23 protein-coding genes are annotated in these 26,653 nt (G+C 71.4%); 13 read left to right on the top strand and 10 right to left on the bottom strand.

Features of this window, described 5'->3' with window-relative positions; all coding sequences use genetic code 11:
• Both ACE3Q8_RS03370 and ACE3Q8_RS03365 read left to right on the top strand, forming a co-directional pair.
• Positions 1-485, top strand: a 485-nt coding sequence (locus ACE3Q8_RS03370; RefSeq protein ID WP_374468827.1) for a pirin family protein, incomplete at its 5' end; no start/stop codon positions are given.
• Positions 486-569: 84 nt separating this feature from the next.
• Positions 570-1,565 carry a Tim44 domain-containing protein gene (locus ACE3Q8_RS03365; RefSeq protein WP_374468826.1) on the top strand — a complete coding sequence of 332 codons (996 nt, stop codon included), beginning with the start codon at positions 570-572 and terminating at the stop codon, positions 1,563-1,565.
• On the opposite strand, the gene ACE3Q8_RS03360 is transcribed toward ACE3Q8_RS03365, so the two are convergent.
• Complete coding sequence (locus ACE3Q8_RS03360) at positions 1,562-2,644, bottom strand: YeiH family protein (protein WP_374468825.1); 1,083 nt, start codon at positions 2,642-2,644, stop codon at positions 1,562-1,564. The two genes, ACE3Q8_RS03365 and ACE3Q8_RS03360, sit on opposite strands and share 4 nt — an antisense overlap.
• Before the next feature lie 45 nt (positions 2,645-2,689).
• Positions 2,690-3,460, bottom strand: coding sequence for an SDR family NAD(P)-dependent oxidoreductase (locus ACE3Q8_RS03355; RefSeq protein WP_374468824.1), 771 nt, complete (start codon positions 3,458-3,460; stop codon positions 2,690-2,692).
• A gap of 151 nt (positions 3,461-3,611) precedes the next feature.
• On the opposite strand from ACE3Q8_RS03355, the gene ACE3Q8_RS03350 reads away from it, so the two are divergent.
• Genes ACE3Q8_RS03350 through ACE3Q8_RS03340 form a run of 3 tightly spaced genes read left to right on the top strand, consistent with a single transcriptional unit; the run spans position 3,612 to position 7,193 of the window.
• Positions 3,612-5,426, top strand: a complete 1,815-nt coding sequence (locus ACE3Q8_RS03350) for a methanol/ethanol family PQQ-dependent dehydrogenase (RefSeq protein WP_374468823.1) — start codon at positions 3,612-3,614, stop codon at positions 5,424-5,426.
• A gap of 7 nt (positions 5,427-5,433) precedes the next feature.
• On the top strand, positions 5,434-6,399 hold the full coding sequence (locus ACE3Q8_RS03345; RefSeq protein ID WP_374468822.1) for a PQQ-dependent catabolism-associated beta-propeller protein: 966 nt from the start codon (positions 5,434-5,436) through the stop codon (positions 6,397-6,399).
• Entirely contained in the window at positions 6,396-7,193 is a 798-nt protein-coding gene (locus ACE3Q8_RS03340) for a substrate-binding domain-containing protein (protein ID WP_374468821.1), read from the top strand. The genes ACE3Q8_RS03345 and ACE3Q8_RS03340 overlap by 4 nt, the downstream gene beginning before the upstream one ends.
• Positions 7,194-7,199: 6 nt before the next feature.
• Here ACE3Q8_RS03340 and ACE3Q8_RS03335 read toward each other — a convergent pair whose 3' ends face one another.
• On the bottom strand, positions 7,200-7,388 hold the full coding sequence (locus ACE3Q8_RS03335) for a hypothetical protein (RefSeq protein WP_374468820.1): 189 nt from the start codon (positions 7,386-7,388) through the stop codon (positions 7,200-7,202).
• A gap of 322 nt (positions 7,389-7,710) precedes the next feature.
• Between ACE3Q8_RS03335 and ACE3Q8_RS03330 the strand changes: the two genes are divergently transcribed.
• Both ACE3Q8_RS03330 and ACE3Q8_RS03325 read left to right on the top strand, forming a co-directional pair.
• On the top strand, positions 7,711-8,487 hold the full coding sequence (locus tag ACE3Q8_RS03330) for a Crp/Fnr family transcriptional regulator (protein ID WP_374468819.1): 777 nt from the start codon (positions 7,711-7,713) through the stop codon (positions 8,485-8,487).
• A gap of 78 nt (positions 8,488-8,565) precedes the next feature.
• A complete protein-coding gene (locus ACE3Q8_RS03325) occupies positions 8,566-8,832 on the top strand; it encodes a hypothetical protein (RefSeq protein WP_374468818.1) in 267 nt (88 codons plus the stop codon).
• Here the strand turns inward: ACE3Q8_RS03325 and ACE3Q8_RS03320 are convergent.
• Positions 8,805-10,214 (bottom strand): AMP-binding protein, encoded by a 1,410-nt coding sequence (locus ACE3Q8_RS03320; RefSeq protein ID WP_374468817.1) that lies wholly within the window; start codon positions 10,212-10,214, stop codon positions 8,805-8,807. The two genes, ACE3Q8_RS03325 and ACE3Q8_RS03320, sit on opposite strands and share 28 nt — an antisense overlap.
• Positions 10,214-12,934, bottom strand: a complete 2,721-nt coding sequence (gene ppc / locus ACE3Q8_RS03315; RefSeq protein ID WP_374468816.1) for a phosphoenolpyruvate carboxylase — start codon at positions 12,932-12,934, stop codon at positions 10,214-10,216. Before ppc ends, ACE3Q8_RS03320 begins: the two co-directional genes overlap by 1 nt.
• A 65-nt stretch (positions 12,935-12,999) precedes the next feature.
• On the opposite strand from ppc, the gene ACE3Q8_RS03310 reads away from it, so the two are divergent.
• Positions 13,000-14,280 (top strand): amidase, encoded by a 1,281-nt coding sequence (locus ACE3Q8_RS03310; RefSeq protein ID WP_374468815.1) that lies wholly within the window; start codon positions 13,000-13,002, stop codon positions 14,278-14,280.
• Here ACE3Q8_RS03310 and ACE3Q8_RS03305 read toward each other — a convergent pair.
• Positions 14,277-16,796, bottom strand: coding sequence for an ABC transporter permease (locus tag ACE3Q8_RS03305; RefSeq protein ID WP_374468814.1), 2,520 nt, complete (start codon positions 16,794-16,796; stop codon positions 14,277-14,279). The two genes, ACE3Q8_RS03310 and ACE3Q8_RS03305, sit on opposite strands and share 4 nt — an antisense overlap.
• A complete protein-coding gene (locus ACE3Q8_RS03300) occupies positions 16,793-17,464 on the bottom strand; it encodes an ABC transporter ATP-binding protein (RefSeq protein WP_374468813.1) in 672 nt (223 codons plus the stop codon). The genes ACE3Q8_RS03305 and ACE3Q8_RS03300 overlap by 4 nt, the downstream gene beginning before the upstream one ends.
• Before the next feature lie 58 nt (positions 17,465-17,522).
• Here ACE3Q8_RS03300 and ACE3Q8_RS03295 point away from each other — a divergent pair, with 58 nt between their 5' ends.
• A complete protein-coding gene (locus ACE3Q8_RS03295) occupies positions 17,523-18,161 on the top strand; it encodes an arylesterase (RefSeq protein ID WP_374468812.1) in 639 nt (212 codons plus the stop codon).
• Here the strand turns inward: ACE3Q8_RS03295 and ACE3Q8_RS03290 are convergent.
• From ACE3Q8_RS03290 to ACE3Q8_RS03280, 3 genes are all read right to left on the bottom strand, one after another.
• Positions 18,158-18,889 (bottom strand): phosphatase PAP2 family protein, encoded by a 732-nt coding sequence (locus ACE3Q8_RS03290; protein ID WP_374468811.1) that lies wholly within the window; start codon positions 18,887-18,889, stop codon positions 18,158-18,160. The two genes, ACE3Q8_RS03295 and ACE3Q8_RS03290, sit on opposite strands and share 4 nt — an antisense overlap.
• Before the next feature lie 12 nt (positions 18,890-18,901).
• A complete protein-coding gene (locus ACE3Q8_RS03285) occupies positions 18,902-19,579 on the bottom strand; it encodes a sugar transferase (protein WP_374468810.1) in 678 nt (225 codons plus the stop codon).
• A gap of 269 nt (positions 19,580-19,848) precedes the next feature.
• The gene (locus tag ACE3Q8_RS03280) at positions 19,849-20,040 is read right to left on the bottom strand and encodes a hypothetical protein (RefSeq protein WP_374468809.1); all 192 of its coding nucleotides are present in this window, start codon (positions 20,038-20,040) and stop codon (positions 19,849-19,851) included.
• 167 nt (positions 20,041-20,207) lie between these two features.
• Here ACE3Q8_RS03280 and ACE3Q8_RS03275 point away from each other — a divergent pair, with 167 nt between their 5' ends.
• The 4 genes from ACE3Q8_RS03275 to ACE3Q8_RS03260 all read left to right on the top strand — a co-directional run bounded on the left by ACE3Q8_RS03275 (position 20,208) and on the right by ACE3Q8_RS03260 (position 26,575).
• Positions 20,208-22,925, top strand: a complete 2,718-nt coding sequence (locus ACE3Q8_RS03275; RefSeq protein ID WP_374468808.1) for a family 16 glycosylhydrolase — start codon at positions 20,208-20,210, stop codon at positions 22,923-22,925.
• Positions 22,926-22,985: 60 nt separating this feature from the next.
• Positions 22,986-24,815 carry an FG-GAP-like repeat-containing protein gene (locus ACE3Q8_RS03270; RefSeq protein WP_374468807.1) on the top strand — a complete coding sequence of 610 codons (1,830 nt, stop codon included), beginning with the start codon at positions 22,986-22,988 and terminating at the stop codon, positions 24,813-24,815.
• Positions 24,816-24,886: 71 nt separating this feature from the next.
• Positions 24,887-25,777 carry a glycosyltransferase family 2 protein gene (locus tag ACE3Q8_RS03265; RefSeq protein WP_374468806.1) on the top strand — a complete coding sequence of 297 codons (891 nt, stop codon included), beginning with the start codon at positions 24,887-24,889 and terminating at the stop codon, positions 25,775-25,777.
• 114 nt (positions 25,778-25,891) lie between these two features.
• Positions 25,892-26,575, top strand: coding sequence for a polysaccharide biosynthesis/export family protein (locus tag ACE3Q8_RS03260; protein WP_374468805.1), 684 nt, complete (start codon positions 25,892-25,894; stop codon positions 26,573-26,575).
• Positions 26,576-26,653: the final 78 nt, after the last annotated feature.

Below are 26,653 nucleotides of genomic sequence, written 5' to 3'. Positions count from 1 at the left end.
ACCTTCCGTCACGGCTGAAGATGACCCGTCCGCGCTACACCGGCGTGCAGCAGGACCGCATCCCGGCCCTCACCGCGGACCAGGGCCGCGCGACGGTCAACCTGATCTCCGGGACCTGGGGCGGCCAGTCGGGTCCGGTGGAGTCGATCACCGGCGTCTTCATGACGACGGTGGAGCTGAAGGCGGGGGGCAAGGTGGGCTTCGGCTCGCTCGCAGGCCGTAACGTCTTCCTCTACGTGGTCCGGGGCGCCGTCTCGGTGAACGGCAAGTCCACGCCCGCCTGGACGCTCGCCGAGCTGGACCTCGCCGGCGACACCGTCGAACTCTCGGCCAAGGAGGACGCGCTCGTCCTGTTCGGCCATGCCGAGCCCATCGGCGAACCGGTGGTGGCCCACGGCCCGTTCGTGATGAACACGCGCGAGGAGATCATGGACGCCATCCGCGACTACAACGCGGGCCTGTTCGAGAACGTCACCGCCGCCTGACGGCCGTCCGATTTCGCCAGGACCACCCCTAACCGCCAGCCCCGGGCGCGCATACATCATGGGGCGAAGGGAGATTTTTCGAAGATGAGCACTCACAGGTCGAAGTTCGCCGCCGCGTTCGGCATCGCGCTCGCCGCCTCGCTGTTGGTGGCCGCCCCCGCCGACGCCCGCCGGGGCGGCAGCTTCGGCAGCCGTGGCGCGCGCACCTACACGCCGCCGCCGCGCACCCAGACGGCCCCCACGCAGACCGCGCCCATCGAACGGTCCATGACGCCGCGCCAGCCCACGGCGCAGCAGCCGGGCGCGCGCCCGGCCACGGCCGGCGCCCCGGTCCAGCAGCCCCGCCGGGGCGGCTTCCTGGGCGGCCTCGGCGGCGGCCTGCTGGGCGGCCTCCTCATGGGCGGCCTGATCGGCGCCATGCTGGGTCACGGCTTCGGCGCCGGCATGGCCGGCTTCGGCGCCCTGCTGTTCCAGATCGCGCTCATCGGCCTTGGCGTCTGGCTGCTGATGAAGCTGTTCCGCCGCCGCCAGCAACCCGCCGCGGCGGCGGCCGGCGGGGCCGGCTGGCCCGGCGCGACCTCGCGCTTCGAGGCGCCGGAGGCCCGCTCGGGCGCACGTCCGATGGGCGGCGGCATGTACACGCCGGCCACCCCGGCGAGCACCGGCCCTTCCATGGAGATCGCCGTGACCGCCGAGGACCGGCGCGACTTCGAGCGCGTGCTGGGCGAGGTGCAGACCGCCTTCGGGCGGGAGGACTACGGCCGCCTGCGCGAGCTCACCACGCCGGAGGTGATGAGCTACCTCTCCGAGGAGCTCAGCCAGAACGCCACCCAGGGCCGCCGCAACGAGGTCACGGACGTGAAGCTGCTCGAGGCCGACATCGCCGAAGCCTGGCGCGAGGGCGACCGCGAGTACGTCACCGCCGCCCTGCGCTACGAGTCCCGCGACGTGATGCGCGACCGGGCTACCGGCCAGGTGGTCTCCGGGGACGCCGAGCGTCCCACGGAGACCACCGAGCTCTGGACCTTTGTCCGCCAGGCCTACGGGGCCTGGCAGCTCTCGGCGATTCAGGAGGCCTAGGTCGCCAGCAGCACCACCGCCAGGACCAGCGCCCCGATCCAGACGGTCTCCGCGACCATGACGGCCACGGGGCGCCAGCCCGCGTCGATGAGGGCCTTGAACGAGGTCTTCATGCCGAGCGCGGCGATGGCGGCGACCAGGCACCAGCGGGAGACCTCTCCCGCCGCGTCCGAAACGGCCTGCGGCAGGAGCCGCAGGCTGTTCAGCGCCACCAGGGCCGCGAAGCCGGCCAGGAACCAGGGGAACGGCGCGCGGCCCGCCTGGCCGCCGCCGCCCCGCATCACCAGCCCGATGGCGAGCACCACCGGCAGCAGCATGGCCACCCGGAGCAGCTTGACGTAGGTGGCCACGTCGCCGGTCTGCGGCGAGATCATGAAGCCCGCGCCAACCACCTGGGCCACGTCATGGATGGTGCCGCCGAGGAACAGGCCTGCCCGCTGATGGTCAAGCCCGACGGCCGTCACCAGCATCGGATAGACAACCATGGCGATGGTCGAGAGCGTGGTGACCACCACCACCGCCAGGATCACGTCGCGCTCCGTCTCGCGGGTCTTCGGCAGGGCCGAAGCGATGGCCAGCGCCGCCGAGGCGCCGCAGATCCCCACCGACCCGCCGGACAGCAGGCCGAAGCTCCGCGACAGGCCGAGCAGTCGCGCGAGGGCGACGCCCATGAGGACCGTGGAGGCGACGCCCGCTACCACCATGGCCACCGGGACCCAGCCCAGGCTCGCCACCTGCTCCACCGTGATCCGCGCGCCCAGGAGGGCGACACCGGTCCGCAGCACGGCCTTGGAGGTGAACTCGATCCCCGGAACGCAGCGGCCTTCCTCGTGCAGGAAGTGGAACGTCATGCCGAACAACAGGGCGAACAGCATCACCGGGGCGGCGTAGTGCTGCGACAGCCACGAGGCGGCGAGCGCGATCGTCAGGGCGACCAGGACGCCGGGGTAGATCCGCCGCGCGAACTCCCGCGCCGACAGCCGCGGACGGACGGCCACGTCGGGGAGACCTTCCATGCCGCCGTACGACTGGAACATCTCGTGCGCCGCCCAGGCGTCCGTCTCGATGTCCCTCGCCATGTCACGCCCCCGTCAACTCAACGGGGCCAAACTGCCCTGCTTCGCTCAGAAGTTCACGCGGGCCGAGATCGCGCCGTCCACGAGCAGGTTCGAGCCCGTTGTGAAGGCCGAGCGCGGGCTCGCCAGGAACACGACGGCGGCGGCGATCTCCTCGGGCGTCGCCATCCGGCCGGTGGGGTTCCGCTTGAGCATCCGCTCGAAGTAGCCCGGCATCTGGTCGCGAACGTTGCCCCATACGCCGCCGTCGAAGAGCACCGTGCCAGGGGAGACCACATTGGCGCGGACCTTCTTCGCCGCATGCTGCCGCGCGAGGCCCTTGGCGTAGTGGATTAGGGCCGCCTTCATCGGGCCATAGGCCGAGCCGCCGTTGGTCTCGGCCGCCGACACAGACGAGACGATGACGAAGGCGGCGTCGCCGTTCGCCTCGGCCGCCTTCTCCAGGAACGGGAAGGCGGCGTCGAAGGTGCGCACCGCGCCGAGCATGTCGATGTCGAACATCGCCTGCCAGTCGGCCTCGGCGGCGCCGTTCACCAGGGCGCTGGCGTTGGAGACCATGACGTCGATGCCGCCCAGGCGCTCACCCGCCTCGCCGACGAACCTCTTGAGCGCCGCGCCATCGGCGATGTCCACCGCCCGACCCCAGGCCTCGCCCCCGCGACGCTTCAGGCTCTCCACCGCCTCGGCCACCTGCTCGGCGTTGCGGGCGCAGATGGCGACGTTCGCGCCCTCGTCGGCGAACAGCTCGGCGATGCTGCGGCCGATACCGCGCGAGCCGCCGGTCACCACCGCCGTCTTGCCCTTGAGCTGCAGGTCCATGCGTCTTCCTCCTGGTTGGGGTGCGACCCTGCCCCAGACGCCCGGCGCGCGCCAGTTTGACCCGAACGCCCGCCCCGAGCGTTGAGAGCAGAAGGTCTTCAGGGGTGGAGCACAGATGGGAGGAGTACGGAGAGGCGCGGGACTCGCCGCCGTGGCGGCGCTCGCCGCGCTGGCGCTCGCCGGATGCGAGGGCAAGCCGCCGCCACCGGCGCAGGCCAAGCTCGTGCCGCCGCCGCAGGGCTCCACCGGCGCCACCGCGATCCTGCCGGCCGACGACGGCCAGTGGGCCATGCCGGCGAAGGACTACGCCTCCACCCGCTACTCGACGCTTTCGGAGATCAACGCCGGCAATGTCGGCAAGCTGCAGGTCGCCTTCACCTTCTCCACAGGGGTGAACAAGGGCCACGAGGCCGCGCCGATCGTGGTGGGGAACACGATGTACATCGTGACCCCCTACCCCAACGACCTCTTCGCCCTGGACCTGACCAAGCCGGGCGCTCCGGTGAAGTGGAAGTACTCGCCGAAGCCCGCCCCCTCGAGCCAGGGCGTCGCCTGCTGCGACGTGGTGAACCGCGGCGCCGTCTTCTGGAACGGCAAGGTGATCATCAACACGTTGGACGGCTACACCGTGGCGGTCAGCGCGGCCGACGGCCGGGAGCTCTGGAAGACCAAGCTCGGCGACATCAACAAGGGCGAGACCATCACCATGGCCCCCCTGGTGGTGAAGGGTAAGGTACTGGTCGGCAACTCGGGCGGCGAGTTCGGGGTGCGCGGCTGGATCACGGCGGTGGACGCCGAGACCGGCAAGGTCGCCTGGAAGGCGTTCCACACCGGGCCCGACACGGACGTCCTGATCGGGCCGGAGTTCAAGCCATTCTACGCCATGGACCGGGGCAAGGATCTCGGCATGACGAGCTGGCCGCCGGACGCCTGGCGGATCGGCGGCGGCACGGTCTGGGGCTGGATCTCCTACGATCCAGAGCTCGATCTGATCTACTACGGCACCGGCAACCCGGGCCCCTGGAACGCCGAGCAGCGGCCGGGCGACAACAAGTGGACGTCGGGCATCTTCGCCCGCGATCCCGACACCGGCCAAGCGAAGTGGTTCTACCAGCTCTCGCCGCACGACGTGCACGACTACGACGGGATCAACGAGAACCTGCTGCTGGAAGTCCCGGTGAACGGGCGGATGCGCAAGGTCCTCGCGAGGCCCGAGCGCAACGGCTACCTCTACCTGCTCGATCGGGCCACCGGCGAGGTGCTGTCGGCCGATCCGTTTTCCGTGGTGAACTCCAGCTTCGGGGTCGACCTGAAGACCGGCCGGATCCGGGTCAACGAGGAGAAGACCCCGCGCATGGGCAAGGTCGTGCGCGACATCTGCCCCACCGCCTCCGGGGCCAAGGACTGGAACCCGTCGGCCTTCTCGCCGCAGACGGGCCTGATCTACATCCCGCACGTGAACGTCTGCATGGACTGGGAGAACCTGCAGGCGAACTACATCTCCGGAACGCCCTACGTGGGCGCCGAGGTGCGGATGAAGCCGGGGCCCGGCGGGCATCGCGGCGTCTTCACGGCCTGGGACCCGGTCCGCCGCGCCGCGGTGTGGACGATCAAGGAGGACCTGCCGCTATGGTCCGGCGCCCTAGCGACGGCAGGCGACGTGGTCTTTTACGGCACCATGGACGGGTGGTTCAAAGCCATTCACGCTCGCACCGGCCAGGAGCTGTGGCGGTTCAAGACCTCCTCCGGGATCATCGGCCAGCCGGTGACCTATCGCGGCCCGGACGGGCGGCAGTACGTGGCAATCCTGGCGGGCGTCGGCGGCTGGGCCGGCGCCATCGTGGCCGGCGACCTCGACCCCCGCGACCCAACCGCAGCCCTGGGCTACGTGGGCGCGGTCCCGGACCTGAAGGACAAGACCACCGCCGGCGGCGCCCTCTACGTCTTCGCCCTGCCGAAGAGCTGAGGCGCCGATGAGAGCCTCGATCGCGCTGGCCGCCGCGGCCCTGCTGGCGGCGTGCAGCCCGCCCAGGGCGGCGCCCCACACCGTCTACGTCTCCAACGAGCAGTCGAACGTCGTCCACGTGATTGACGGGGTCACCGCCGCGGAGGTGGGCCGGATCCCCGTGGGCGCGCGGCCCCGGGGCATGGGTCTCTCGCCGGACGGCCGGACTCTCTATGTGGCGGTGAGCGACGACAACCGCATCGCGGTGGTCGACACGGCGGCCCGCCGCGTGATCCGCTACCTGGACTCCGGGCCCGACCCCGAGCGCTTCGCGGTCAGCCCCGACGGGCGGATGCTCTACGTGGCCAACGAGGACGACGCCAAGGTCAGCTTCCTCGATATCGCCAGCAACCGGATCACCCGGGAGACAGAGGTGGGCGCCGAGCCCGAGGGTATGGCGGTCAGCCCTGATGGGCGCTGGGTGATCTGCACCTCGGAGGTGCTGAGCCTCGTCCATTTCATCGACGCGGCCACCGGTGAACTGAAGGACAGCGTGCTCGTCGGCACCCGGCCCCGCGACGCCGTGTTCACGCCGGACGGGCGGCGGCTCTGGGTCAGCTCCGAGATCCGAGCCTCGGTGGCGGTGTTCGACATGACCACCCACCGGCCCATCGAGACCATCGATTTCAAAAGCAAGGACGCGCCGCCGGCGATCCAGGCCGTGGGCCTCACCATGACCCGGGCGGCCGATCGCGTCTATGTGGCGCTAGGCCGGGGGAACGAGGCGGCGGAGGTGGACGCCAGGACCTTCGAGGTCACGCGGCGGTTCAAGACCGGCTTCCGCAACTGGGGCGTGGCGCTCTCGCCCGACGAGACCCGGCTCTACGGCGCGAGCGGCTTGTCCGGCGACCTCTCGATCGTGGACCTGAAGAGCGGCCGCACCTTCAAGCGCCTGAAGCTCGGCGGCCGGCCGTGGGGGGTGGTGGCGTCATGAGGCTCGCGGCCCTCCTCCTCCTGGCGCTCGCCGCCGGCTGTTCGCCAAAGCCGAAGGTGCTGCGGGTCTGCGCCGATCCCAACAACCTTCCCTTCTCCGACGCGCGGGGCGAAGGCTTCGAGAACAAGCTCGCCGAGCTGGTCGCCGACGAACTCGGCATGACGGTCGAGTACACCTGGTGGGCCCAGCGGCGCGGCTATGTCCGCAACACGCTCAAGGAGGGCCAGTGCGACGTCTGGCCTGGCGTCGCCACCCAGGTGGAGATGCTGGCCACCACCCAGCCCTACTACCGCTCGACCTACGTCTTCCTGACCCGCGCCGACCGCCATCTGCAGCTCGCCTCCCTGGACGATCCGCAACTTCGCACGCTCCGCATCGGGGTGCAGATGATCGGCGACGACAGCTCGAACACCCCTCCCACCCACGCGCTCGCCCGCCGCGGGATCGTGCAGAACGTGCGCGGCTACATGCTCTATGGTGACTACGCCCAGCCCAACCCGCCGGCCGAGATCGTCCGAGCCGTCGACCGGGGGGATGTGGATGTGGCGGTGGTCTGGGGCCCCCTCGCCGGCTACTTCGCCGCCCGCGCCGAGCATCTCCTGACGCTGACGCCGGTGACGCCCTGGCTGGACGGGCCACAGTGGCCGATGGTGTTCGACATCTCCATGGGCGTGCGCAAGGACGACCTCGAGCTGCGCGACCGCATCGACGAGGCGCTCGTCAGGCGTGCGGCGGACGTCCAGGCGTTACTGAAGGCCTACGGCGTGCCGGCGGTCGCCGCGCCCGCCGTCTGACGACGCTCAGGCCGCCTGCGCGGCGGTCTCCGGGATCGCGGAGCGCGCGAGGGCGCGGATCACGCAGGCGGCGGCGACGGCCTTGGTCGGGGCGCGGCCCTCCACGAGGATCTGCCCGGCGAGGTCGAAGGTCGTCCAGGTCCAGCCCGCCTCGTCCTTGCTGATGCGGTAACCGAAACTCGCGTCGTCTCTCATTTGATGCCTGCGCTCTGAAGTACTGGTTCCGCAGAACGGCGTATGCGAGGCTTCGTTCCTACCCATCAACCCGGAATTGCACGAAACGAAAGCTCGTGGACACTCCGACTGATCAATGGTGCGGCGCCTCAGCTCTTAGGTCGACTATCCGACACGACTGCGCCGATGGCAGGAACAACCCGTCGCGCCCATCGCGCAGATGAAACGTTGTTCGCTCAATGGTTGAGGATGCAAACGGAACCTTTCCCTCCCGGTTGGGTTCCAAATTGGCGGACCGTTCCGACTTCCGGGACGTCCCATCCAGCAGACAAGGGGACACCGGATGACGGGCCGGTTCAGACCTCATCTCGCACCGCGGCCTCTGGACGCGGTGCTTCGGCGGCTTCGGCTGCTCTCACCCCTGACCGACGCCGAGCAGGAGCTCGTGCGCCAGCTCGGCGAGCGCCGCGAGCGGCATGCGCCGGGCGAGGAGCTCATCGCCGAAGGCCAGGCCAGCCGCCGCGCGCGCTTCGTGGTCTCCGGCTGGGCCTGCCGCCAGCGGGTGCTGCCCGACGGGCGCCGGCAGATCTTCGGCTTCGCAGTGCCCGGTGAGGCGATCGGCGTCGGCGAACGCCCTCCGACACCCGCCCTGGGGAGCACGGTGGCGCTGACGGCGCTGGAGACGGTGGACGCCGAGCCGGTGGTGGAAGCCGCGCTCGCGGGCCGGGCGCCCGGCCTCGCGCGGGCCCTGCAGCAGAGCCAGTTCCTGGAACAGGCGCTCCTGCTCGACCACATGGTGCGGCTCGGCCGCCAGACGGCCTACGAACGCGTCGCGCACTTTCTTCTGGAGCTGCAGAATAGGCTTCAGATCGCCGGCCTCGGCGACCAGCAGCGTTTCCCCCTGCCCCTGACGCAGGAGATCATGGCCGACGTGCTCGGGCTTTCCATCGTGCACGTGAACCGCACGCTTCAGCAGCTCCGCCGCGAGAAGCTGATCGAACTGCGCTCCGGCGTGGCGATCCTGCTGCAGCGGGACCTGCTGGTCAGCATCTCCGACTTCCGCCCGATGCTCGCCACCCGCCCGGCGGCGCCCACGGGCATCCGACTGGCGAGCGCCTAGGCCCACCTTAACAAGGGACATTGCGTCCCTGCCCCACCCGTGGCCTGCTGAGCCGGTGATGGTGGAGGCGGCGGCGCAATGACGCTGCAGTTTGCGGTGATCTGGTACGGCGGGCGGTGGACGCTGCTCGCCCCGGGCGTTCGGTACAACCGCTACGCCTCGCGCGAGAGCGCGCTCGCCGCCGCCCAGCGGCTGGCGGAGCAGGCGCGGCGTCAGGGCTACGAGGTGGACGTTCTGATGCAGGACGTGGGCGGCGAGCTGTCCTCCGTCCCGCCACGGGCCGAGGCCGATCCGCCGGCGCGCCGGGACGACCCGCCTCAGGACCCCGCGAACAGCCCCGCGTAGCGGTCGCGCAGCAGGTTCTTCTGCACCTTGCCCATCGCGTTGCGCGGCAGCTCGTCGACGAACACCACCCGCTTTGGCGCCTTGTAGGCGGCGAGCTGGCGCCGGGCCTCGGCGATCAGCGCCGCCTCCTCGCCCCGGCCGATCACCACCGCCACAACCGCTTCGCCGAAATCCGGGTGGGGCACGCCGATCACGGCGCTCTCCACGACGCCCGAGGTCTCGTCGAGCACCAGCTCGACCTCCTTGGGATAGACGTTGTAGCCGCCCGAGATGATCAGGTCCTTGGCCCGGCCGGAAATCCACACGCGTCCGTCGGCGTCCTGCCGGCCGACGTCGCCGGTGACGAAGAAGCCATCGGCCGTGAACTCCTCCGCGGTCTTCTCCGGCATCCGCCAGTAGCCGCCGAACACGCTCGGCCCGCGTATCTCGATGACCCCGGTCTCCTCGCCCCCGCCGATCCGCAGCTCGACCCCCGGCAGAGGAAAGCCCACCGAGCCCGCGATCCGCTCCCCGTGCAGCGGATTGGTGGTGATGATCACCGCCTCGCTCATGCCGTAGCGCTCGAGGATGCGTTGGCCGGTGCGCGCCTCGAACTCGGCGAAGGTGGACGGCAGCAGCGGCGCGGAGCCGGAAATGAACAGCCGCACGCCGGCCGCCGCCTCGGCTCCGAAGGCCGGGTTGGCCAGCAGGCGCGTGTAGAAGGTCGGCACACCCATCATCACGGTGGCGCGCGAGAGACCGGCCAGCACCTCTCCGTCCGAGAACTTCGCCAGCCAGACCATGGGGCAGCCGGACAGGAAGGCGCAGTGCAGGGCCACGAAGAGGCCGTGCACGTGGAAGATCGGCAGGGCGTGCAGCAGGACGTCGTCGGGCGTGATGCCCCAGGCTTGGTGGAGAGCCACAGCGTTGGCGGCGAGCGCCCCGTGGCTCAGCATGGCGCCCTTGGAGCGGCCGGTGGTGCCCGAGGTGTAGATGATGGCGGCGAGGTCGGCCGCCGTTCGCGGGACGGCCCGGGCGAGCCGCCTGTGGTTTGCCGCCTCGCGGACATAGGCCACGTCGTCGGTGATGAAGACCGCCGGCTCCGCATCCTTGAGGAAGTAGTCCACCTCCGCCGGCGTGTAGGCGGCGTTCAGCGGCAGGTAGACCGCGCCGGCCTTCAGCGCGGCCAGATAGACGATCACGCCGGCCACGCTCTTCTCGGCCTGCAGGGCCACGCGGTCGCCGGGCTGCACGCCCTCGGCGACAAGCCGGCCGGCGACGCGGCCCACCTGCTCTTCCAGTTCGCCGTAGCTCACCGCCGAGCCGTCGGAGAGCAGGAAGCAGGGCTTCGTCCGGTCGGCCGGGAAGCCGGCCGCCAGGCGGTCGTAGAGGTTCTCCGACATCAGCCGGTATTCCTGAGGCCGGCGGCCACGCCGTTGATGGTCAGGTGGATGCCTTCGCGCACCGCCTCGTCCTCGTCGCCCCGGCGCCGCCGGCGGATCAGCTCGATCTGCAGGTGGTTCAGAGGGTCGATGTAGGGCAGCCGGGAGCGGATGACCGCGGCGAGATCAGGGTTCTTCTCGAGGAGTTGCGACTGGCCGGTGATCTCCAGCAGCGCGGCATGGGTCCGCTCCCACTCGGCGCGGATCTCGCCGAACACGTGGTCGGCCAGCGCGCGGTCCTCCACCAGGCCGGCGTAGCGGCCGGCGATGGCGAGGTCGGACTTCGCCAGCACCATCTCCATGTTCGCCAGCATCGACTGGAAGAACGGCCAGACCTCGTTCAGCTCGCGGAGCTGCGCCATGGAGACGCCGCCCTTCTCTACCGCAGAGCCGAAGCCGAACCAGCCGGGCGCCATAGCCCGCGACTGCGACCAGGAGAACACCCACGGAATGGCGCGCAGGCCTTGAATGCTGCGGGTCGCCTGGCGCGAAGTCGGCCGGCTGCCGATGTTGAGGTCGGCGATCTCGCTGATCGGGGTGGCCGCGTAGAAGTAGTCCACGAAGCCCGGCGTCTCGTAGACCAGCGCCCGGTAGGCCCCCATGGCGGTCCGAGCGAGCGCGTCCATGGCCTTGGAGTGCGGGGCCGCCAGCTCGTCCGCCGCCTGACGGCGGAGCGAGGCCAGCACCACGCCGGCGGTGAGCGTCTCCAGGCTCTGCCGCGCGATCTCCGGGTCGGCGTACTTGTTCGCCACGACCTCGCCCTGCTCGGTGATGCGGATGCGGCCGTGGACCGTTCCCTGCGGCTGCGCCAGCAGGGCCTCGAAGCTCGAGCCGCCGCCGCGGCCCACCGCGCCGCCGCGGCCATGGAAGAGCTGGAGTCGGAGCCCCTCCCCGCCGACGACGGCGCAGAGCGCGCGCGACGCCTTGTGCAGCTCCCAAGTGGAAGTGAGATAGCTGCCGTCCTTGTTGGAGTCGGAGTAGCCGATCATCACCTCCTGCAGGCCCGGCTGGACCAGCAGCTTCCGGATGAGCGGCAGCGACAGGTAGCGCGCCATGGTCTTGGACGCGGCGCGCAGGTCCTCGATGGTCTCGAACAGCGGCTCAGCGAAGATCTCGGCGCTGGGCGCGTCGCCCGGCCGGTAGAGCCCCACTTCCTTCAGCAGCAGATAGACCTCCAGCAGGTCGGAGACCGACTGGGTGTTTGAGACGATGTAGGCGCGGATCGCCTCCGGTCCGTAGCGGCGCTTGACGTCGGCGGCCATGGCGAGCGTCTCGAGCTCGCGGGCGGTCTCCTCGGAATAGTTGGCGAACGGCGTAGCCAGCAGCCGGCCGTGGCCAAGCTCCTTCGTCAGCAGCTCGCAGCGGGCCGGCTCGTCCAAAGCCTCGTAGTCGTCACAGACGCCGGCGGTCTTCAGCAGCTCGGCCACGACGCGAGCGTGGACCGACGAGTTCTGCCGCATGTCCAGGGTGGCGAGGTGGAAGCCGAACACGTCCACCGCGCGGATGAGGTCCGGCAGCGGGCCGGCCGCGAACGCGGGGCCGTGCTTCTGGAGCAGCGAGTCCAGCACCGTCTGCAGATCCGCCTTCAGAGCCTGCGGACTGTCGTACGGCTCGGCCGCCTTGGATGAGGGCCTGGGCGGCGCCTCGCCGGTGAGGCCGGGATAGGTCGCCGCGAGGCGCGCGTAGATCCCTGTGAGCGCGCGGCGGTAGGGCTCGTCCGAGCGATGCGGCGACTCGTCGTGGCTGTGGTCGGCCAGCGCCTGCAGGCCCGGCGTCACGTCGGCCAGGCGGACGGACATGGAGAGTTCCGCCCCGAGGGCATGGATCCGCTCGAGATACATGCGCAGCGCTGCCCGCGACTGGCGCATCAGCGCCTGCCGCATCACCTGGGCCGTGACATAGGGGTTGCCGTCGCGATCGCCGCCGACCCAGGACCCCACCCTCAGGAAGCTCGGCAGGTCCTCGCCGCCCATAACGTCTCGCCAGTGGGCGTAAAGCCTCGGCAGCTCGGCCAGGAAGCTGCGGTCGAAGTAGGAGACCGCGTTCTCGATCTCGTCGGACACCGCGATCCGCACGCTGCGCAGCAGGCGGGTGCGCCAGAAGATCGAAACCTGGCGGACGAGCTCGCGCTCGATTCCCGCCCGCTCCACGTCGCTGCGGGCGTGGTCGAACAGATCCAGGTCGTAGGCGATGGCGCTCTGGCGGTCGAGCACGCTCTTGCGGCGCACCTCGCTCGGGTGGGCGGTGATGACGGGGGCGATCAGCGCGGTCCGGAGCAGCTCGGCCACCGCTTCCGTACCGACGCCATCAGCCTTCAGCGCCCGCAGCGCGCCGGCCAGGGTGTCGGCCCGAGCGTCGCCCGCGCGGCCGCGGCGGCGCTGGATCTGGTCCTCGGCGATGTTGGTGATCTGCAGGAAGACCGCGAAGGAGTGCGCGAAGCGGACGGTGTCCGGCAGCGACAACCCGGCCAACCGGTCGGCCATCACCCGGGCCGCCTCGGGCGTGCCCTCGCGGTGGAAGGCGACTGAGGCCTGGCGGATCTCCTCGATCTGGCTGAACACAGCCTCGCCGTCTTCGGCGCGGATCACGTCGCCCAGGATGCGGCCGAGGAAGCGGACGGTGGCGCGGAGCTGGTCGGGGAGCGACTGGGTCATCGGCGCGAAGGAATGACGCAAGGGCATCGGCGCGTCATCTGGTTTCCCCTGCCCTGCTCGGCGATAGTCCGCGTTCGCGCAAGGAGCACACCATGACGCCCGACGAGGCCCTCGACCGGATCCGCCGCTACGACGGACGGCTGAAGGCGTTCGTGCGGGTGTTCGACCCGCCGCTGATGGGCGAGGACGCGGACGGGCCGGTCTTCGCGATCAAGGACCTCTTCGACGTGGAAGGCGTGCCGACCGGCGGCGGCGCGGTCGTGCCTCTGGAGGCCGATCCCCCCCGCCATGCCCGCGTCGTGGAGCGCCTGCTTCAGGCCGGCTGGAGCGCGGTCGGCAAGACCCACACCGTCGAGCTGGCCTACGGCGGCTGGGGGACCAACCGGGCGGTGGGCGCGCCGTGGAATCCCTGGGACGCCAAAGTCCACCGGGCGCCTGGCGGCTCCTCCTCCGGCTCGGCGGTGGCGGTGGCGGCGGGCCTCTGCGACGGAGCGCTGGGCTCCGACACCGGCGGCTCGGTGCGCATCCCGGCGGCGGTCTGCGGCGTGGTGGGCCTGAAGCCCGGTCGCGGGCTCGTCAGCCTGCGCGGCGTCCACCCGCTGAGCCCAGCGCTCGACACCGTGGGCGCGCTCGCGCGAGACGTGCCGACCGCGGCTCGGATGCTGGCGGTGATCTCGGGGCCCGACGAGGCCGCGGCGGTGCGCGGCCCGTTCGACGCCGAGACCGCCCTCGCCCGCGACGTGTCGGGCCTGCGACTGGCGGCCATCCCCCTAGACCAGTTGGGGGAGGTGGATACGGAGGTGGCCCGTCTCTATCACGAGGCGCTGGAGCGGCTGCGCGGGGCGGGCGTGAAGGTGGAGGTGGTCGCGCCGGCGCGCTCGCTGGACGAGTCCTTCGGGCCGAACGGCCTGCTGATGGCCGGCGAAGGCTGGCGCATCTGGGGCGACCGGATCGCACAGCATCGCGCGGTCATGGATCCCTGGATCGTCCGCCGCTTCGAGGCCGGGCGGGAGATCGACGAGGCCAAGCTCGAACAGGCGCACGCCGATCGCGCCGCCCAGCAGGCGGCCTTTCACGCGTGGCTCGCGGGCTACGACGGCCTGCTCAGCCCCACCTGCCCCATCCCCGCCCCGCCGATGGACGAGGTGGACGAGACAGTCTCGCCGCTCAGCCGCCTCACGCGCGCGGCCAACTACCTCGACCTGCCGGGGATCAGCGTCCCCTGTGGGCTGACGGACCAGGGGCTGCCGGTGGGGCTGCAGGTGATCGGCCGGCCCCAGGACGAGAGCACGGTGGTCGCCGTCGGCGCGGCGTTCGAGCGGGTGTCCGGCTGGAACGGGCGCACGCCCGACCTCGCGGGGTTCGACGCCTAGTCGGCGCGCAGCGCCGGCGCGGGCCGCTTCGACAGGGCCTGGAAGGCGGCGAGCAGGCCGCCGGCGCCGGTTATCGCTGCCGCGCCGGCCAGCAGCGCCAGCACGCCGCCCCAGTCGACGCTCCAGTCGGTCTCGAACACCTTCACCACCACCGGCCAGGCCGCGGCGTAGCCCAGCGCCACGCCCGCCGTCCCGGCGATCAGCCCCACCGCCCCGTACTCCAGGACATAGGCGGCCAGGATCTGGCCGCGCGAGGCGCCGAGCACCTTCAGGGTCGCGGCCTCGCGGGTGCGCTCCCGGGCGCGGGCCGCGATGGCGCCGGCGAGCACCAGCAGCCCGGCCAGAGCCGCCACCGCCGCGGCCCCGCGGACGGCCAGCGCCAGTCGGTCGAAGAGGGCGGTGGCCGCCTCCAGTTGCTCGCGCACGGAGATGACGTTCACCTCCGGGAAGTCGCGGCCCAGCGCCCGGATCACCGCCGCCTCCTGCGCGCGGGTGGCCTTGGCGATGGCCACGTGCTGCGGCTCGGCGCCCTCGATGGCGTTGGGCGTCAGGACCAGCGGGAAGCTCGCTCCGAACCCGCCAAACTCCACCTCGCGCAGGACGGCGATGCGGGCCTCGATGTCCCGGCCGAGCAACTGGACGGTGACGGCGTCGCCGAGCTTCAGGCCCGCGCCGGCGGCCACCTCCTCGCTCATCGCCAGGAGCGGCGGCCCGCGGTAATCCGCCGGCCACCAGCGACCCTGACGGATCATGGCGTTCGGCGGCTCGGGCCCGATGGCCGACAGGGTGACCGAGGAGTCGTAAGCCCAGCGCGCGCCGGGCGCGATGCGGTCGCGGTCCACGGGCTGGCCGCGCACGTGGGTGATGCGGCCGTTCAGCAGCGGAGCGCGATAGTAGTCTTCGGGCGTCAGCCGGCGGCCGAAGGCGCGGGCCACCTCCGCGTCGAAGGCCTGCGCCCGCGCCTGCGGCACCTCTGTGAAGACAATCGCCGGGGCCGAGCGCGGCGCGATCTCGGACACCTGCCGAAGGAGGCTCGACTGGATCAGCACCACCGCAGCCAGGAGCGCGACACCCAGGCCGATGGCCGGCGCCGCGGTGCGGGCGGCGGAGCCTGGGCCCGCGAGATTGGCGAGGCCGATCCGCAAGGGGCCGCGGGCGCCGGTCCGCAGCCGTCCCGCAAGCCGCGCCGAGGCCGCGCCCATCAACCAAAGCAGGACGAAGGCCGCGCAGACGCCGGCGATCATGATCGCCGCCGTGGCCAGGGTGGGCGCCGTCACGATGGCGAGCGCCGCGAGCCCGGCCGCCGCGGCGAGCGCGCCCACTACTTCCGGGCCGAACCTCAGCCGCCCGGCGAGGTCGCTGCGGAACAGGCTGGCCGGCGGGGTCTGGCGGGCGCGGGCAAGCGGCGCCAGCGAGAACGCGGCAGCGCAGAGCGCGCCGAACGCCGCGGCCTTGGCGAGCGGCCCGGGATAGACGGCGAACAGCGCTGGCACGGGAAGCTCGTCGGCCACCAGTCGCCCGAGCACCAGGGGCGCCGCTGCCCCGACGGCGAGGCCGAGCCCGATGCCGAGGAGCGCAAGCACCGCAATCTGGGCCAGGTAGACGTCCCGCACCAGCCGGCCCTCCGCGCCCAGCGACTTGAGCGTGGCGATGACCGGCTTGCGCCCCTGCAGGTAGGCGTTGACTGCGCCATAGACGCCGAGCCCGCCGGCCACCAGCGAGGCCAGGCCGATGAAGGCCAGGAAGTACTCGAGCTGGTCGATCATCCGGCCGAAGCCCTGCGCAGCCTCGTCGCGCGTGCGGACGCGGAAGGGCTCGCCCGGGAACCGCGCCCGCAACGCGGCCTCGGCCCTGGCCGGGTCGGCGTCGGGCGGCAGCACGATCCGGGCTGTCGAGCCGAAGGGGAAGCCGGGGCGCATCCCTCCGCCCGCCTCGACGGCCGCGAGGCTGGTCAGCACCCGCGGACCGAGAGCGAAGCCGCGGGACAGGCGGTCGGGCTCCTCCAGCAGGACGGCGGTGGCGACCATCGGCACATTGCCCACCAGGAAGCGATCGCCGAGCCGGAGGCCCAGCCGGTCGAGCAGCCCCTGCTCCACCGCCGCGCCGTAGGCGTCGCCCTGCCGCGCGACGGCGGCCTGGATGTCGGCGGCCCCGGCCAGCGTGACCCGGCCCGCCACCGGATATTCGGCGCTGACCCCGCGCAGCTCGACCAGCCAGCGCTCGCCCGACGGCGCCTCGGCCATGGCGCGGTGGGCGACGGCATAGGCCGTCCGGCCGGCGGCCTGGAAGGCCTGCCGCTCGGCGGGGCTGAACGCCCGCCCTTGGGTAGAGATCGCCAGGTCCCCGCCCAGGATGTCGCGCGCCTCGGTCGCCAAGCCGCGCCGGAACGCCTCCGCCGTCGAGCCCGCAGCGGCGATCGCGGCGACGCCGAGCGCCAGGCAGGCCAGGAAGATGCGGAACCCGCGGACTCCGCCGCGCAGCTCCCGGGCCGCGAACCGCAGGGCGAGCGGCGTCATGCGGCGCGGCCGTCGCGCAGGCGTACGGTCCGGCCGGCGCGCGCCGCCAGCGCCTCGTCGTGGGTGACCAGCACCAGCGCCGCTCCGGTCTCGGCCGCGAGATCGAAGATCAGCTCGGCCACGTGGGCGGCGTTGGCGGCGTCGAGGTTGCCGGTGGGCTCGTCCGCGAACAGCAGCGCCGGCCTAGGCGCCAGAGCGCGCGCCAGCGCCACCCGCTGCTGCTCGCCGCCCGAGAGTTGGTGCGGATAGTGCCGTGTCCGGGCCGAAAGCCCGACCCGGTCCAGCCAGGCCCGCGCCGCGGCGCCGGCGTCCGCCACACCCGCAATCTCCAGCGGGGCGGCGACGTTTTCCTCGGCCGTCATGTTGGGCAGCAGGTGGAAGGCCTGGAAAACCAGGGACACGCGCCCGCGCCGCAGCCGCGCGCGTCCATCCTCGTCCAGCCGCGCGAGATCGCGGCCGAACAGCGCGACCCGGCCGCGCGTCGGCCGCTCCAGCCCGGCGGCCACCGCGATCAGCGACGACTTGCCCGATCCCGAAGGCCCGACCAGCGCCACGCGCTCGCCCGCCTCGACGGACACGCTGAGGCCGCGGAGGATGTCCACGGGCCCGGCCGCCGACGGCAGCGTCAGGAAGACGTCCTCGAGGAGGAGCGGCGGGGCGTCGGGCAACGAAACCTCTCTGCGGGCGGTTGGCGGAAGGCTATCCGAGACTAGATAGGACAGGCGCATGGCCGAGACATCCACCCCGACACGCCGCCTGCTGATCGCCGGCGTCCTCGCCGCCTGGCCCGTCGCGGCGCTGGCCGCGCACGGCAAGGTGGTGACCATGCTGGGCGACTCCATCACCGCCGGCTACGGCCTGCCCGCCCGCGCCGCCCTGCCCGCCCAGCTTCAGGCGGAACTGCAGCGCCGCGGGACCGCCGCCGTCGTCCGCAACGCCGGCGTCTCGGGAGACACCACCGCCGGCGGGCTGGCGAGGGTGAACTTCAGCGTCCAGCCGGACACGGCGGTCTGCGTGGTGGCGCTGGGCGCCAACGACCTGCTGCAGGGGCTGCCGCCGCGCGCGGTCCAGGCCAACCTCGACCGGATCCTGGCGCGGCTCCGGCAGCGCAACAAGTCGATCGTGCTCTGCGGCCTGCGGGCGCCGGTGGAGATCGGCCGCAACTACGCCCGGGAGTACAACGCCATCTTCCCGGCCCTCGCCAAGGCGCACCGGGCGGCGCTCTATCCCGATCTGCTGGCCGGCGTGGCGGGGGTTCGCGTGCTGAACCAGGGGGACGGCCTCCATCCGAACGCGCAGGGCGTCCAGGTGATCGCCCGAGGCCTCGCGCCGGTGGTTGCCCGGGCGCTGGCGACCCAGGCCTAGTCGGTCGGCGTCGCCGGCCGCGCGCCCAGCCGCAGCAGCACCAGCCAGGCGAGCAGGCTCCAGGCCGCGCCGAAGACCCAGCCGCCGAGCACGTCACTCGGCCAGTGGACGCCGAGGTAGACGCGGCTCAGTCCCACGGACACCACGATCAGCACCGCCAGGGCGTAGGCGGTGAATTTTGCGCGCCGCCGGGTCTCAAGGCTCGCCACCAGCATGGCGAGCGTCAGGTAGGTGGCGGCCGAGAGCGCCGAATGGCCGCTCGGGAAGCTCGCCGAATAGACGTAGGAGCCGTGGCTCACCAGGTCCGGCCGCGGCCGGTCTACCAACGCCTTGGCCAGCGAGTTCGACACCTGGGCGAGGACCACGGCGCCCACCAGCACCGCGGCGTGCAGTCGCTTGCGGTGGAACAGGAAGGCCATCGCCGCCACCACCGTCACGATGGTGAGCACCGTGAAGCCGCCGAGCGCGGTGATGTCGCGCAGCGACTCCTCGAGCGTGCGCGGGCCCACGGGGTCGTTGATGTCGACGGGGTTGCGGAAGGCCAGCAGCAGCCGGCGGTCGAGGTCGGCGGTGTCGCCGTCGGTCACCTCGTCGGCCAGGCCGAGGAACAGCCAAAGCGCTCCGGCGACGGCCAGGAGCACCAGGAGGACGCGGCTTTCGATCCGCTTGACGAGGGTGAGGAGCGGGTGCCGCCTAGGGTCGACCCGCTCCTCGGTCTTCGAGATCATGTCTTCAGGAAATCAGTACGAGCCACGCCGGGCAAGCACCGCGGGCACCGTGAGGGCGAGCACCCGGAAGTCCATGAACACGTTGCGGCGGGCGGCGTAGACGCAGTCCATGGCGACCCGGGCGCGGTAGGTGGTGTCGTTGCGGCCGCTCACCTGCCACAGGCCGGTGATGCCGGGCTTCACGGCGCAGTAGTGGTGGAAGCGACGGCCGTACTTGGCGATCTCCGCCTCCACGATCGGCCGCGGGCCCACCAGGCTCATCTCGCCCTTCAGCACGTTGAAAAGTTGCGGCAGCTCGTCGAGGCTGGTCTTGCGCAGGAAGTTGCCAAGCTTGGTGACGCGTGGGTCGTCACGCAGCTTGTGGTCCTTCTCCCACTCGGCCCGGGCCTGGGGGTCGTTCTCGAGCAGGGTCTTCAGTCGCTGCTCGGCGTCGACCGCCATGCTGCGGAACTTGAGGCAGTAGAAATACCGCCCGTTACGGCCAAGCCGCCGGTGAGCGAAGAGTATCGGCCCGCCGTCTTGCGCATAGACTGCGATCGCTACCGCGATCATCACCGGGGCCAGGAAGACCAGCGCGAGAAGCGCTACCACGACATTCATGGCCTCGGTTAGCGCCTGATCCACCGGAACCTTGCGCACCTTGATACGGGTCCCACCGAGGACCTCGTTGGCATAGACAATTTCTGACATCGGAACTTCGGAAGCTGTCCGGCGAAGCCAGTCCCCGCCAGGAACGGCGCAACAACCCAAAGCCAAGGCGGACGGTTCCGTGGTCAAGCTTAAGGAATTTTTCAGCATGACCGACCGTGTGCTCAAAACCACGGAGGGCGGTGGGGCGGCCTCTCGGATTTGTGAAGCCGGCGGAGGATCTCCGGCCGCCCGCACATGCGAAGCCGCGCGCCGCGGGGGCGGCGCGCGTCTGTCCTGCGGCGTGCTGTGGAAGACTCGACGTTGGGCGTTCAGAGGGCGGACAGCCCGGCGTCCTCGTAGCGCGGCGGTCGTTTGAGCGTCCGTTCCACGGCCGCCTGGGCGGCGGCGCGGCTGGGGTCGGCGCCTCGGGCGACGGTCACGCCCTCTTCGTCGTAGACGCTCCAGCTCCAGCCCTTCTCGCCCTGGCTCAGCGAATAAGCGAACGAACGCGGCTCCTGCATACCCCTACCCTCACACGACACGGGATCAGAAACACCCGGTCGGAGGGGCCGGTTGCCACGCGGAACCGTCACATTTTCGCGTTTGCGAAATGACACTCCCGCGAGCCGTAGAACCAACTCCGGCGCCTCCGTGTTGTGCACCCCGCATACGGTGGAGGCTTCCGAGAGTGACCTATTACAACGCCCGTGGAGAGGCGATGCCGGAGAGCGCGGCCGAACAGGCGCGCATCGCGGGCACCGCTGCGGCGAACGAGACCATCAACGCCCCGGCGGGGCATTCCTCCCTGTCCGGCGAGGGGGGCGGCGACGTCCTGGTCGGCAACGGCATGGACAACCGCCACTGGATCACCCACCCGCGGGACCGGGTGGTGGAGCAGCCCGGCGGCGGCGTCGACACCATGATCGGCTGGACCGACCTCAGGCTCGCCGACAATGTCGAGAACCTCGTGGTCAACGGCCAGTTCAACTACGCGGTCGGCAACGGCCTCGCGAACCTGATCACGGTCGACGACGCCACGCACTGGATCTACGGCGCGGGCGGCGACGACGTGCTGGTCGGCGCCCTGACCCAGAAGACCACCTTCGTGGTCCGCGCGGGCGAAGGCTCCGACGTCATCTACAACTGGAACGGCAACAGCCAGCTCCAACTGCACGGCTACGGCGTCACCAGCGCCGCCCAGCTCCGCTCGATGATGAGTCAGCAGGGCAATGACGTGGTGATCAGCTTCGGCAACGGCGAGCGGCTGATCCTGCGCGACGAACTGCTGTCGACCATCCAGGACCGTCAGTTCCTGCTGCCGCTCGACACGTCGAAGCTGGGCGGCCTCACCTTCCAGGACGAGTTCAACGCGTTCCAGCTCTGGAACCCGTCGACCGACACGGGCATCTGGCGGGCCGACTTCGGCGGCAACCTGAAGGACCAGTGGGCCTACACCCTGGTCAGCAACGGCGAGGTCCAGGTCTACGCCCAGCCCGGCTTCCAGGGGCGCGGTGAGGCCGACCTCGACATCAACCCCTTCTCCATCTCGAACGGCGTCCTGACGATCACCGCCGAGCGGATCCCCGACAGCAAGTCCTATGCGGCCTGGAACCGCGAGTACTCGTCGGGAATGCTGAACACCTTCGGCATGTTCGAGCAGAAGTACGGCTACTTCGAGATCCGGGCCGAGATGCCCACCGCCGCGGGCTCGTGGCCGGCGTTCTGGATGATGACCCACCCCTACGTGAGCGGGATCGAGGCCGACATCTTCGAGGGGCTGGCGATCACGCCGGAGATCGACTACCGCCGCGCGCTGGGCGGCGACCAGACCCAGTACGATGACACGCTGAAGCTGGAGGTGGGCGGCATGCACACCTACGGCATGCTGTGGACCCCTGAGACGGTCACCTTCTATTACGACGGCATCGCCGTCCTGCAGGGCCCGACGCCCGACAACTGGGACTATCCCATGGCCCTGATCGTCAACTTGGCGGTCGGCGGCTGGGGCGGGCCACCTGACCACGGACAGTTCCCGACGCAGATGAAGGTGGACTACGTGCGCGCCTATGCGCTCGCCAGCGGCCAGACCGAGGTTGTGCGCGAAAGTCCCGAGATCCCTGTCGGGACGGTGCGCGCGGTGGGCGGCCAGACCTCCGGGCAGGCGAACGTCCCCGAGACCTTCGCGGACGGCCAGCCGGTGACCTCCGCGACCATCGCCATCCACGGCGCCCGTCCCGCGTCCGGCCCGCCCGGCAAGGCCTTCGTGATCTGGGAGGACGCCGGCGCGGTGTTCGGCGCGGTGTCGAACAACGGGGTCCTGGGCCAGCCGACCACGCTGATGGCCGGCTCGGTCGGGCAGTTCACCGGCACGGGCACCTGGCTCTCCAGCGGCAAGGTGGTCTTCGGCTACACCCAGGCTGACGGCGCCGGCCGCTCGGCCTGGGCAATGGTGTTCGACCCGGTCAAGCAGACCTTCACGCGCCAGGAGCTCGGCCCGGTCAGCGGCGACGTCCGCTTCGTCGCCACCGACTTCGGCGGCTTCGCCGCGAGCTGGGACACGCCCGACGGGCGCACGCTGGCCCGGGCGTACGACGAGTGGGCCTATGGCGGCGACGTCCCCGGCTGGTACGGGCCGGTGCGCGAGATCGCCGGCGACCTCACCGGCGTCACCGCGTCGGGCGAGCTCATCGCCACCAACGGCTCGGGCCTGCAGCAGCTCTACAGGATCCTGGGCGCGTCGCAGCCGAACGGCGGCGGCAGCGGCGGATCCAGCGCCGCCACCAATGGCAACGACGCCCTGCAGGCGGCTCCTGGCCGCACGCCTGTGCACGCGCTGGCCGGGGACGACACCGTCACCGGCACCGCCGGCGAGGACTACCTGCGCGGCGACGAGGGGAACGACCGGATCGTCGGCGGCGACGCCTTCGACGACGTCCACGGCAACATGGGCAACGACACGGTCATCGGCGGCGGCGGCGCCGACTGGGTGGTCGGCGGCAAGGACAATGACCAGCTCATGGGCGATGACGGCGACGACATCGTCTACGGCAACATGGGCGACGATTGGTGCGAGGGCGGCGCGGGCGCCGACATCGTCCGGGGTGGCCAGGGCTCCGACCAGCTCTTCGGGCACGCCGGCAACGACTGGCTGTCCGGCGACCGCGGAGACGACACCCTCTCCGGCGGCGCCGGCGCGGACATCTTCCACGTTTTCGCCGAGGCCGGGCTGGACAGGGTGACCGACTTCAACGCCGCCGAAGGCGACCGCGTGCAGCTCCTGCCCGGGATGCAGTACAGCGTCGTCCAGGCGGGCGCCGACACCGTGGTGCAGGTGGGATCGGCGCAGCTCGTGCTCGCCAACGTGCAGATGGCGAGCCTGTCGCCCGGCTGGATCTTCGCGGGGTGAGCGAAACCTGAGCCGTCGGGCAGGCGTTCTGGCTCCGCTTCGTACCGTGGAGCTTGCCAGATGCCTGCCTACTTCACCCCAGCGGACCACGTGTTCAGCCGCCCTCAGGGCGGCGACACCGTGGTCCGCGAGTTCTTGCTGGCGGACGTGAACGGCGATGGCCGGACGGACGCCGTCCTCACCTACCAGCTCTTCCCGCTGGAGAACCGCCCCATCCCGGTCCGTGTCCTGCTTGGGGATGGCGCCGGAGGGTTCAGCGACGGCACGGCCGGCATGTTCCTGGGCGGCGCGCCGCGCCTGGTGGACGGCCGCGCCCACGTGCTCGCCGACCTCGACGGCGACGGGCGCAAGGACCTGTTCCTGGCGGACGCGGGCTATGGCGCAGCGCCCTACCCCGGCGCGCCGAACGTGCTGGCGCTCTCGGGCGGTGGAACGTGGGCGGAGGCCAGCGGCCGCCTCCCCGCCAACAGCGACTACACCCCGACCGCGGCCGGGGCCGACATCGATCGCGACGGCGACGTGGACCTGTTCGTCGGCGACCTCGGTCAGCGAGGGCCCTACTTTCTCATCAACGACGGCCGCGCCGGGTTCACCCTGGACCAGACGCGGCTGCCGGATCTGGTCGCGAACCCGACGTTCGGCCGCTACGCCACCGCCCTGCTGTTCGACGCCGACGGTGACGGCGCGCCGGACCTGTTCCTCGGTGGCGACGGCGACTCCAAGGTGCTGCTGAACGACGGGACCGGTCGCTTCGCCATCCCCGGCGGCATGACCTTCCCGATCGCCGGCCCGCACCAGGTGGTCGACGCCCAGGCCGCCGACCTGAACGGCGACGGGCGCCAGGATATTGTGCTGACCGTGGCGGGCGACGGCTTCAGCCGCGCCTCGCTGCAGGTGCTGATCAACCAGGGCGGCGGCGTCTTCGCGGACGAGACCGCCCACCGCCTGCCGCGTGGCGGCGTCGTGGCGGATGGCGGTTGGGTCTACCGCGCGCCGCTCGTGGACCTGAACGGCGACGGCGCCATGGACATCGTGCTGAGCGGCGGTGCGGACTCGGCCCGCGCCATCCTGCTGAACGACGGCATGGGCCGGTTCACGCCCGCGCCTGGGCTCGTGCCGAGCCTGGGCGTGCTGGACCGCCTGGCGGTGGGGGACATCGACGGCGACGGCCGCACGGACCTCGTGGTGGCGCGCAGCGGCGGGCCGCTCGAGCAGTTCACTGTGTATCGCAGCGTCGATGCCGGGCACACCCAGACGGGAGACGCCGGCGCGAACAGCTTCCTGGGCGACGCCGACGGCGAGACGATGAGCGGCGGGGCCGGCGACGACGTGGTGTTCGGCGGCGGTGGGGACGACTACCTGCGCGGCGACGAGGGGGGCGATCGGCTGGCCGGCGGACCGGGCTTCGACGACATCAACGGCAACATGGGCGACGACACGGCGTCGGGCGGGCTCGGTCCCGACTGGGTGGTCGGCGGCAAGGACAACGACCTGCTGTTCGGCGACCTGGGCGACGACATCGTCTACGGCAATCTCGGCCACGACACCGTCCACGGCGGCGACGGGGCCGACATCGTCCGCGGGGGCCAGGGCGACGACGTCGTCACCGGCGGTCTCGGGAACGACTGGCTGGCCGGCGACCGCGGAGCGGACACCCTCTCGGGCGGCGCGGGCGCCGACACATTCCACATCTTCGCAGACGCCGGCGTGGACCGGGTCACGGACTTCAACGCCGCCGAAGGCGACCGCGTGCAGCTCCTGCCGGGCGCAACCTACGCCGCCGCCCAGGTCGGCGCCGACGTGGTGGTGGACGTGGGCGGCGGCGGCCAGCTCGTCCTCGCCAACGTCCAGCTCACCGCCCTCGCCGCGGGCTGGATCTTCGGGACCTGACCGACGGTGGACGGGAACTGAGCGGCGGGCCGGTCATTTCTCCGCACGGTCAAGGTTCTCGGGGTCCCGCCATGAATGTCGACGTAGGCGTCTGCACCTTCCGCCGCCCGGCGGTGGCCGACACCCTCGCCTCGCTGGGCGCGCAGCATCTGCCGCCGGGCGTCGCCATGCGGGTGATCGTCGCCGACAACGACGAGACGCCCGAGGCGGAGGCCTATATCCGCGCGGCTGCCCAGGACGCCGGCGTGGATCTCGAATACGTGCACGCGCCGGCCCGCAACATCTCGCTCGCCCGCAACGCCTGCCTGGATGCGGGCCGTGGCGCGTTCCTGGCGTTCATCGACGACGACGAAACGGCCACGCCCGGCTGGCTGGCCGCCCTGCTGGCCGAGGCGGACCGCGGCGGCTGGGACGCGGTCCTCGGGCCGGTGAAGGCCGTCTACGGGCCCGATGCGCCGGATTGGATCGCCGACGGCGACTTCCACTCCACGGCCCCGGTCGAGGTGGGCGGGCGCATCCTCAAGGGCTACGCCGGCAATGTGCTGGTCCGCCGCGAGTCGGTGGAGGCCCGCGGCCTGCGTTTCGACCTGGCGCGCGGCCGCCAGGGCGGCGAGGACGACGATTTCTTCTACCGGCTGACGGACAGCGGCGGGACCATCGGCTTCGCCGCGGACGCCCTCGCCTATGAGCCCGTGCCGGCCGGCCGGGCGTCCCTGAAGTGGCTGCTCAAGCGCAGCTTCCGCACTGGTCAGACTCATGGCGCGCGGCTGGAGAGCCGCTACCACGGCCCGGCGCGCATCGCCCAGATCGGCGTCGCGGGCGCCAAGAGCGGCGTCTGCCTGGCCGGCGCCGCCGCCTCCGCCCTTTCACCGGCGCGGCGGAGCAAATGGCTGGTCCGCGGCTCGATGCACGCCGGCGTGGTCGCCCGCCTCGCGGGGGTGAAGGAACTGCAGCTCTACTGATCCAAGCGTCGCCGTAGGGAACACGCGGCGCCCCAGCGGGTTTGAGACGCGCGGCAGTGTGTCTTTTGCATTGCCGCAAAATCGTTTGGTCGCGATTTCTGGAGCTAGATAGTCATGCGTAGGCGTCTGCCCTCGCTCGCCGCTGCGGCGTTCCTCACGTTCGCCGGCGCATCCGCGCCCGCGCTCGCGGCAAGCAGCCTTCCCCCACCCGATTCCGCCGCGCTCTTGAGCCCCGGAGCCGCCGATTACCGGATCGGCTCCCAGGACAAGATCGAGATCAACGTGTTCGGCATCGACGAGCTGAAGCGCGAGGTCCAGGTGGACTCCGGCGGCAAGATCATCCTGCCGCTGATCGGCCAGGTGCAGGCCGGCGGCCGGACCCCGGCCGAGCTCTCCGGCGACATCGCCGGCCTCCTGAAGAAGAGCTACATGAAGGACCCGCAGGTCATCGTCACCGTCAAGGAGGCCCAGAGCCAGAAGGTGACGGTGGACGGCGCCGTGCAGCAGCCGGGCCAGTACCCGCTCGCCGGGCCGACCACCCTGATGCAGGCGGTTTCGCTGGCCCGCGGGCCGGACCCGAAGCTCGCCAACATCAAGCGGGTGGCGATCTTCCGGACGGTGGCCGGCAAGCGGCACTCCGCCTTCTTCGACCTCTCGGCGATCCGTTCGGGCCGCGCCGAGGACCCGACCGTCTACGGCAACGACATCGTCGTCGTCGACACCTCCGGGGCCAAGAACTTCATGCAGAACTTCCAGGGCGGCTTTGGCCTGCTGGGCATGCTCGTCCGCCCCTGGTGACCGTTGGGCGTGCGGCGGCGGCGGACGCCGGCGCACGTCTTTTCCGCCGGAACCCGGCCGAGGGGTCGGGGTTATTGG

The sequence above is a fragment of the Phenylobacterium sp. genome, assembly GCF_041913825.1.
GTDB lineage: Bacteria > Pseudomonadota > Alphaproteobacteria > Caulobacterales > Caulobacteraceae > Phenylobacterium.
Note: the sequence above shows the minus strand (reverse complement) of the source record. Positions and strands in the feature narration are given on the sequence as shown.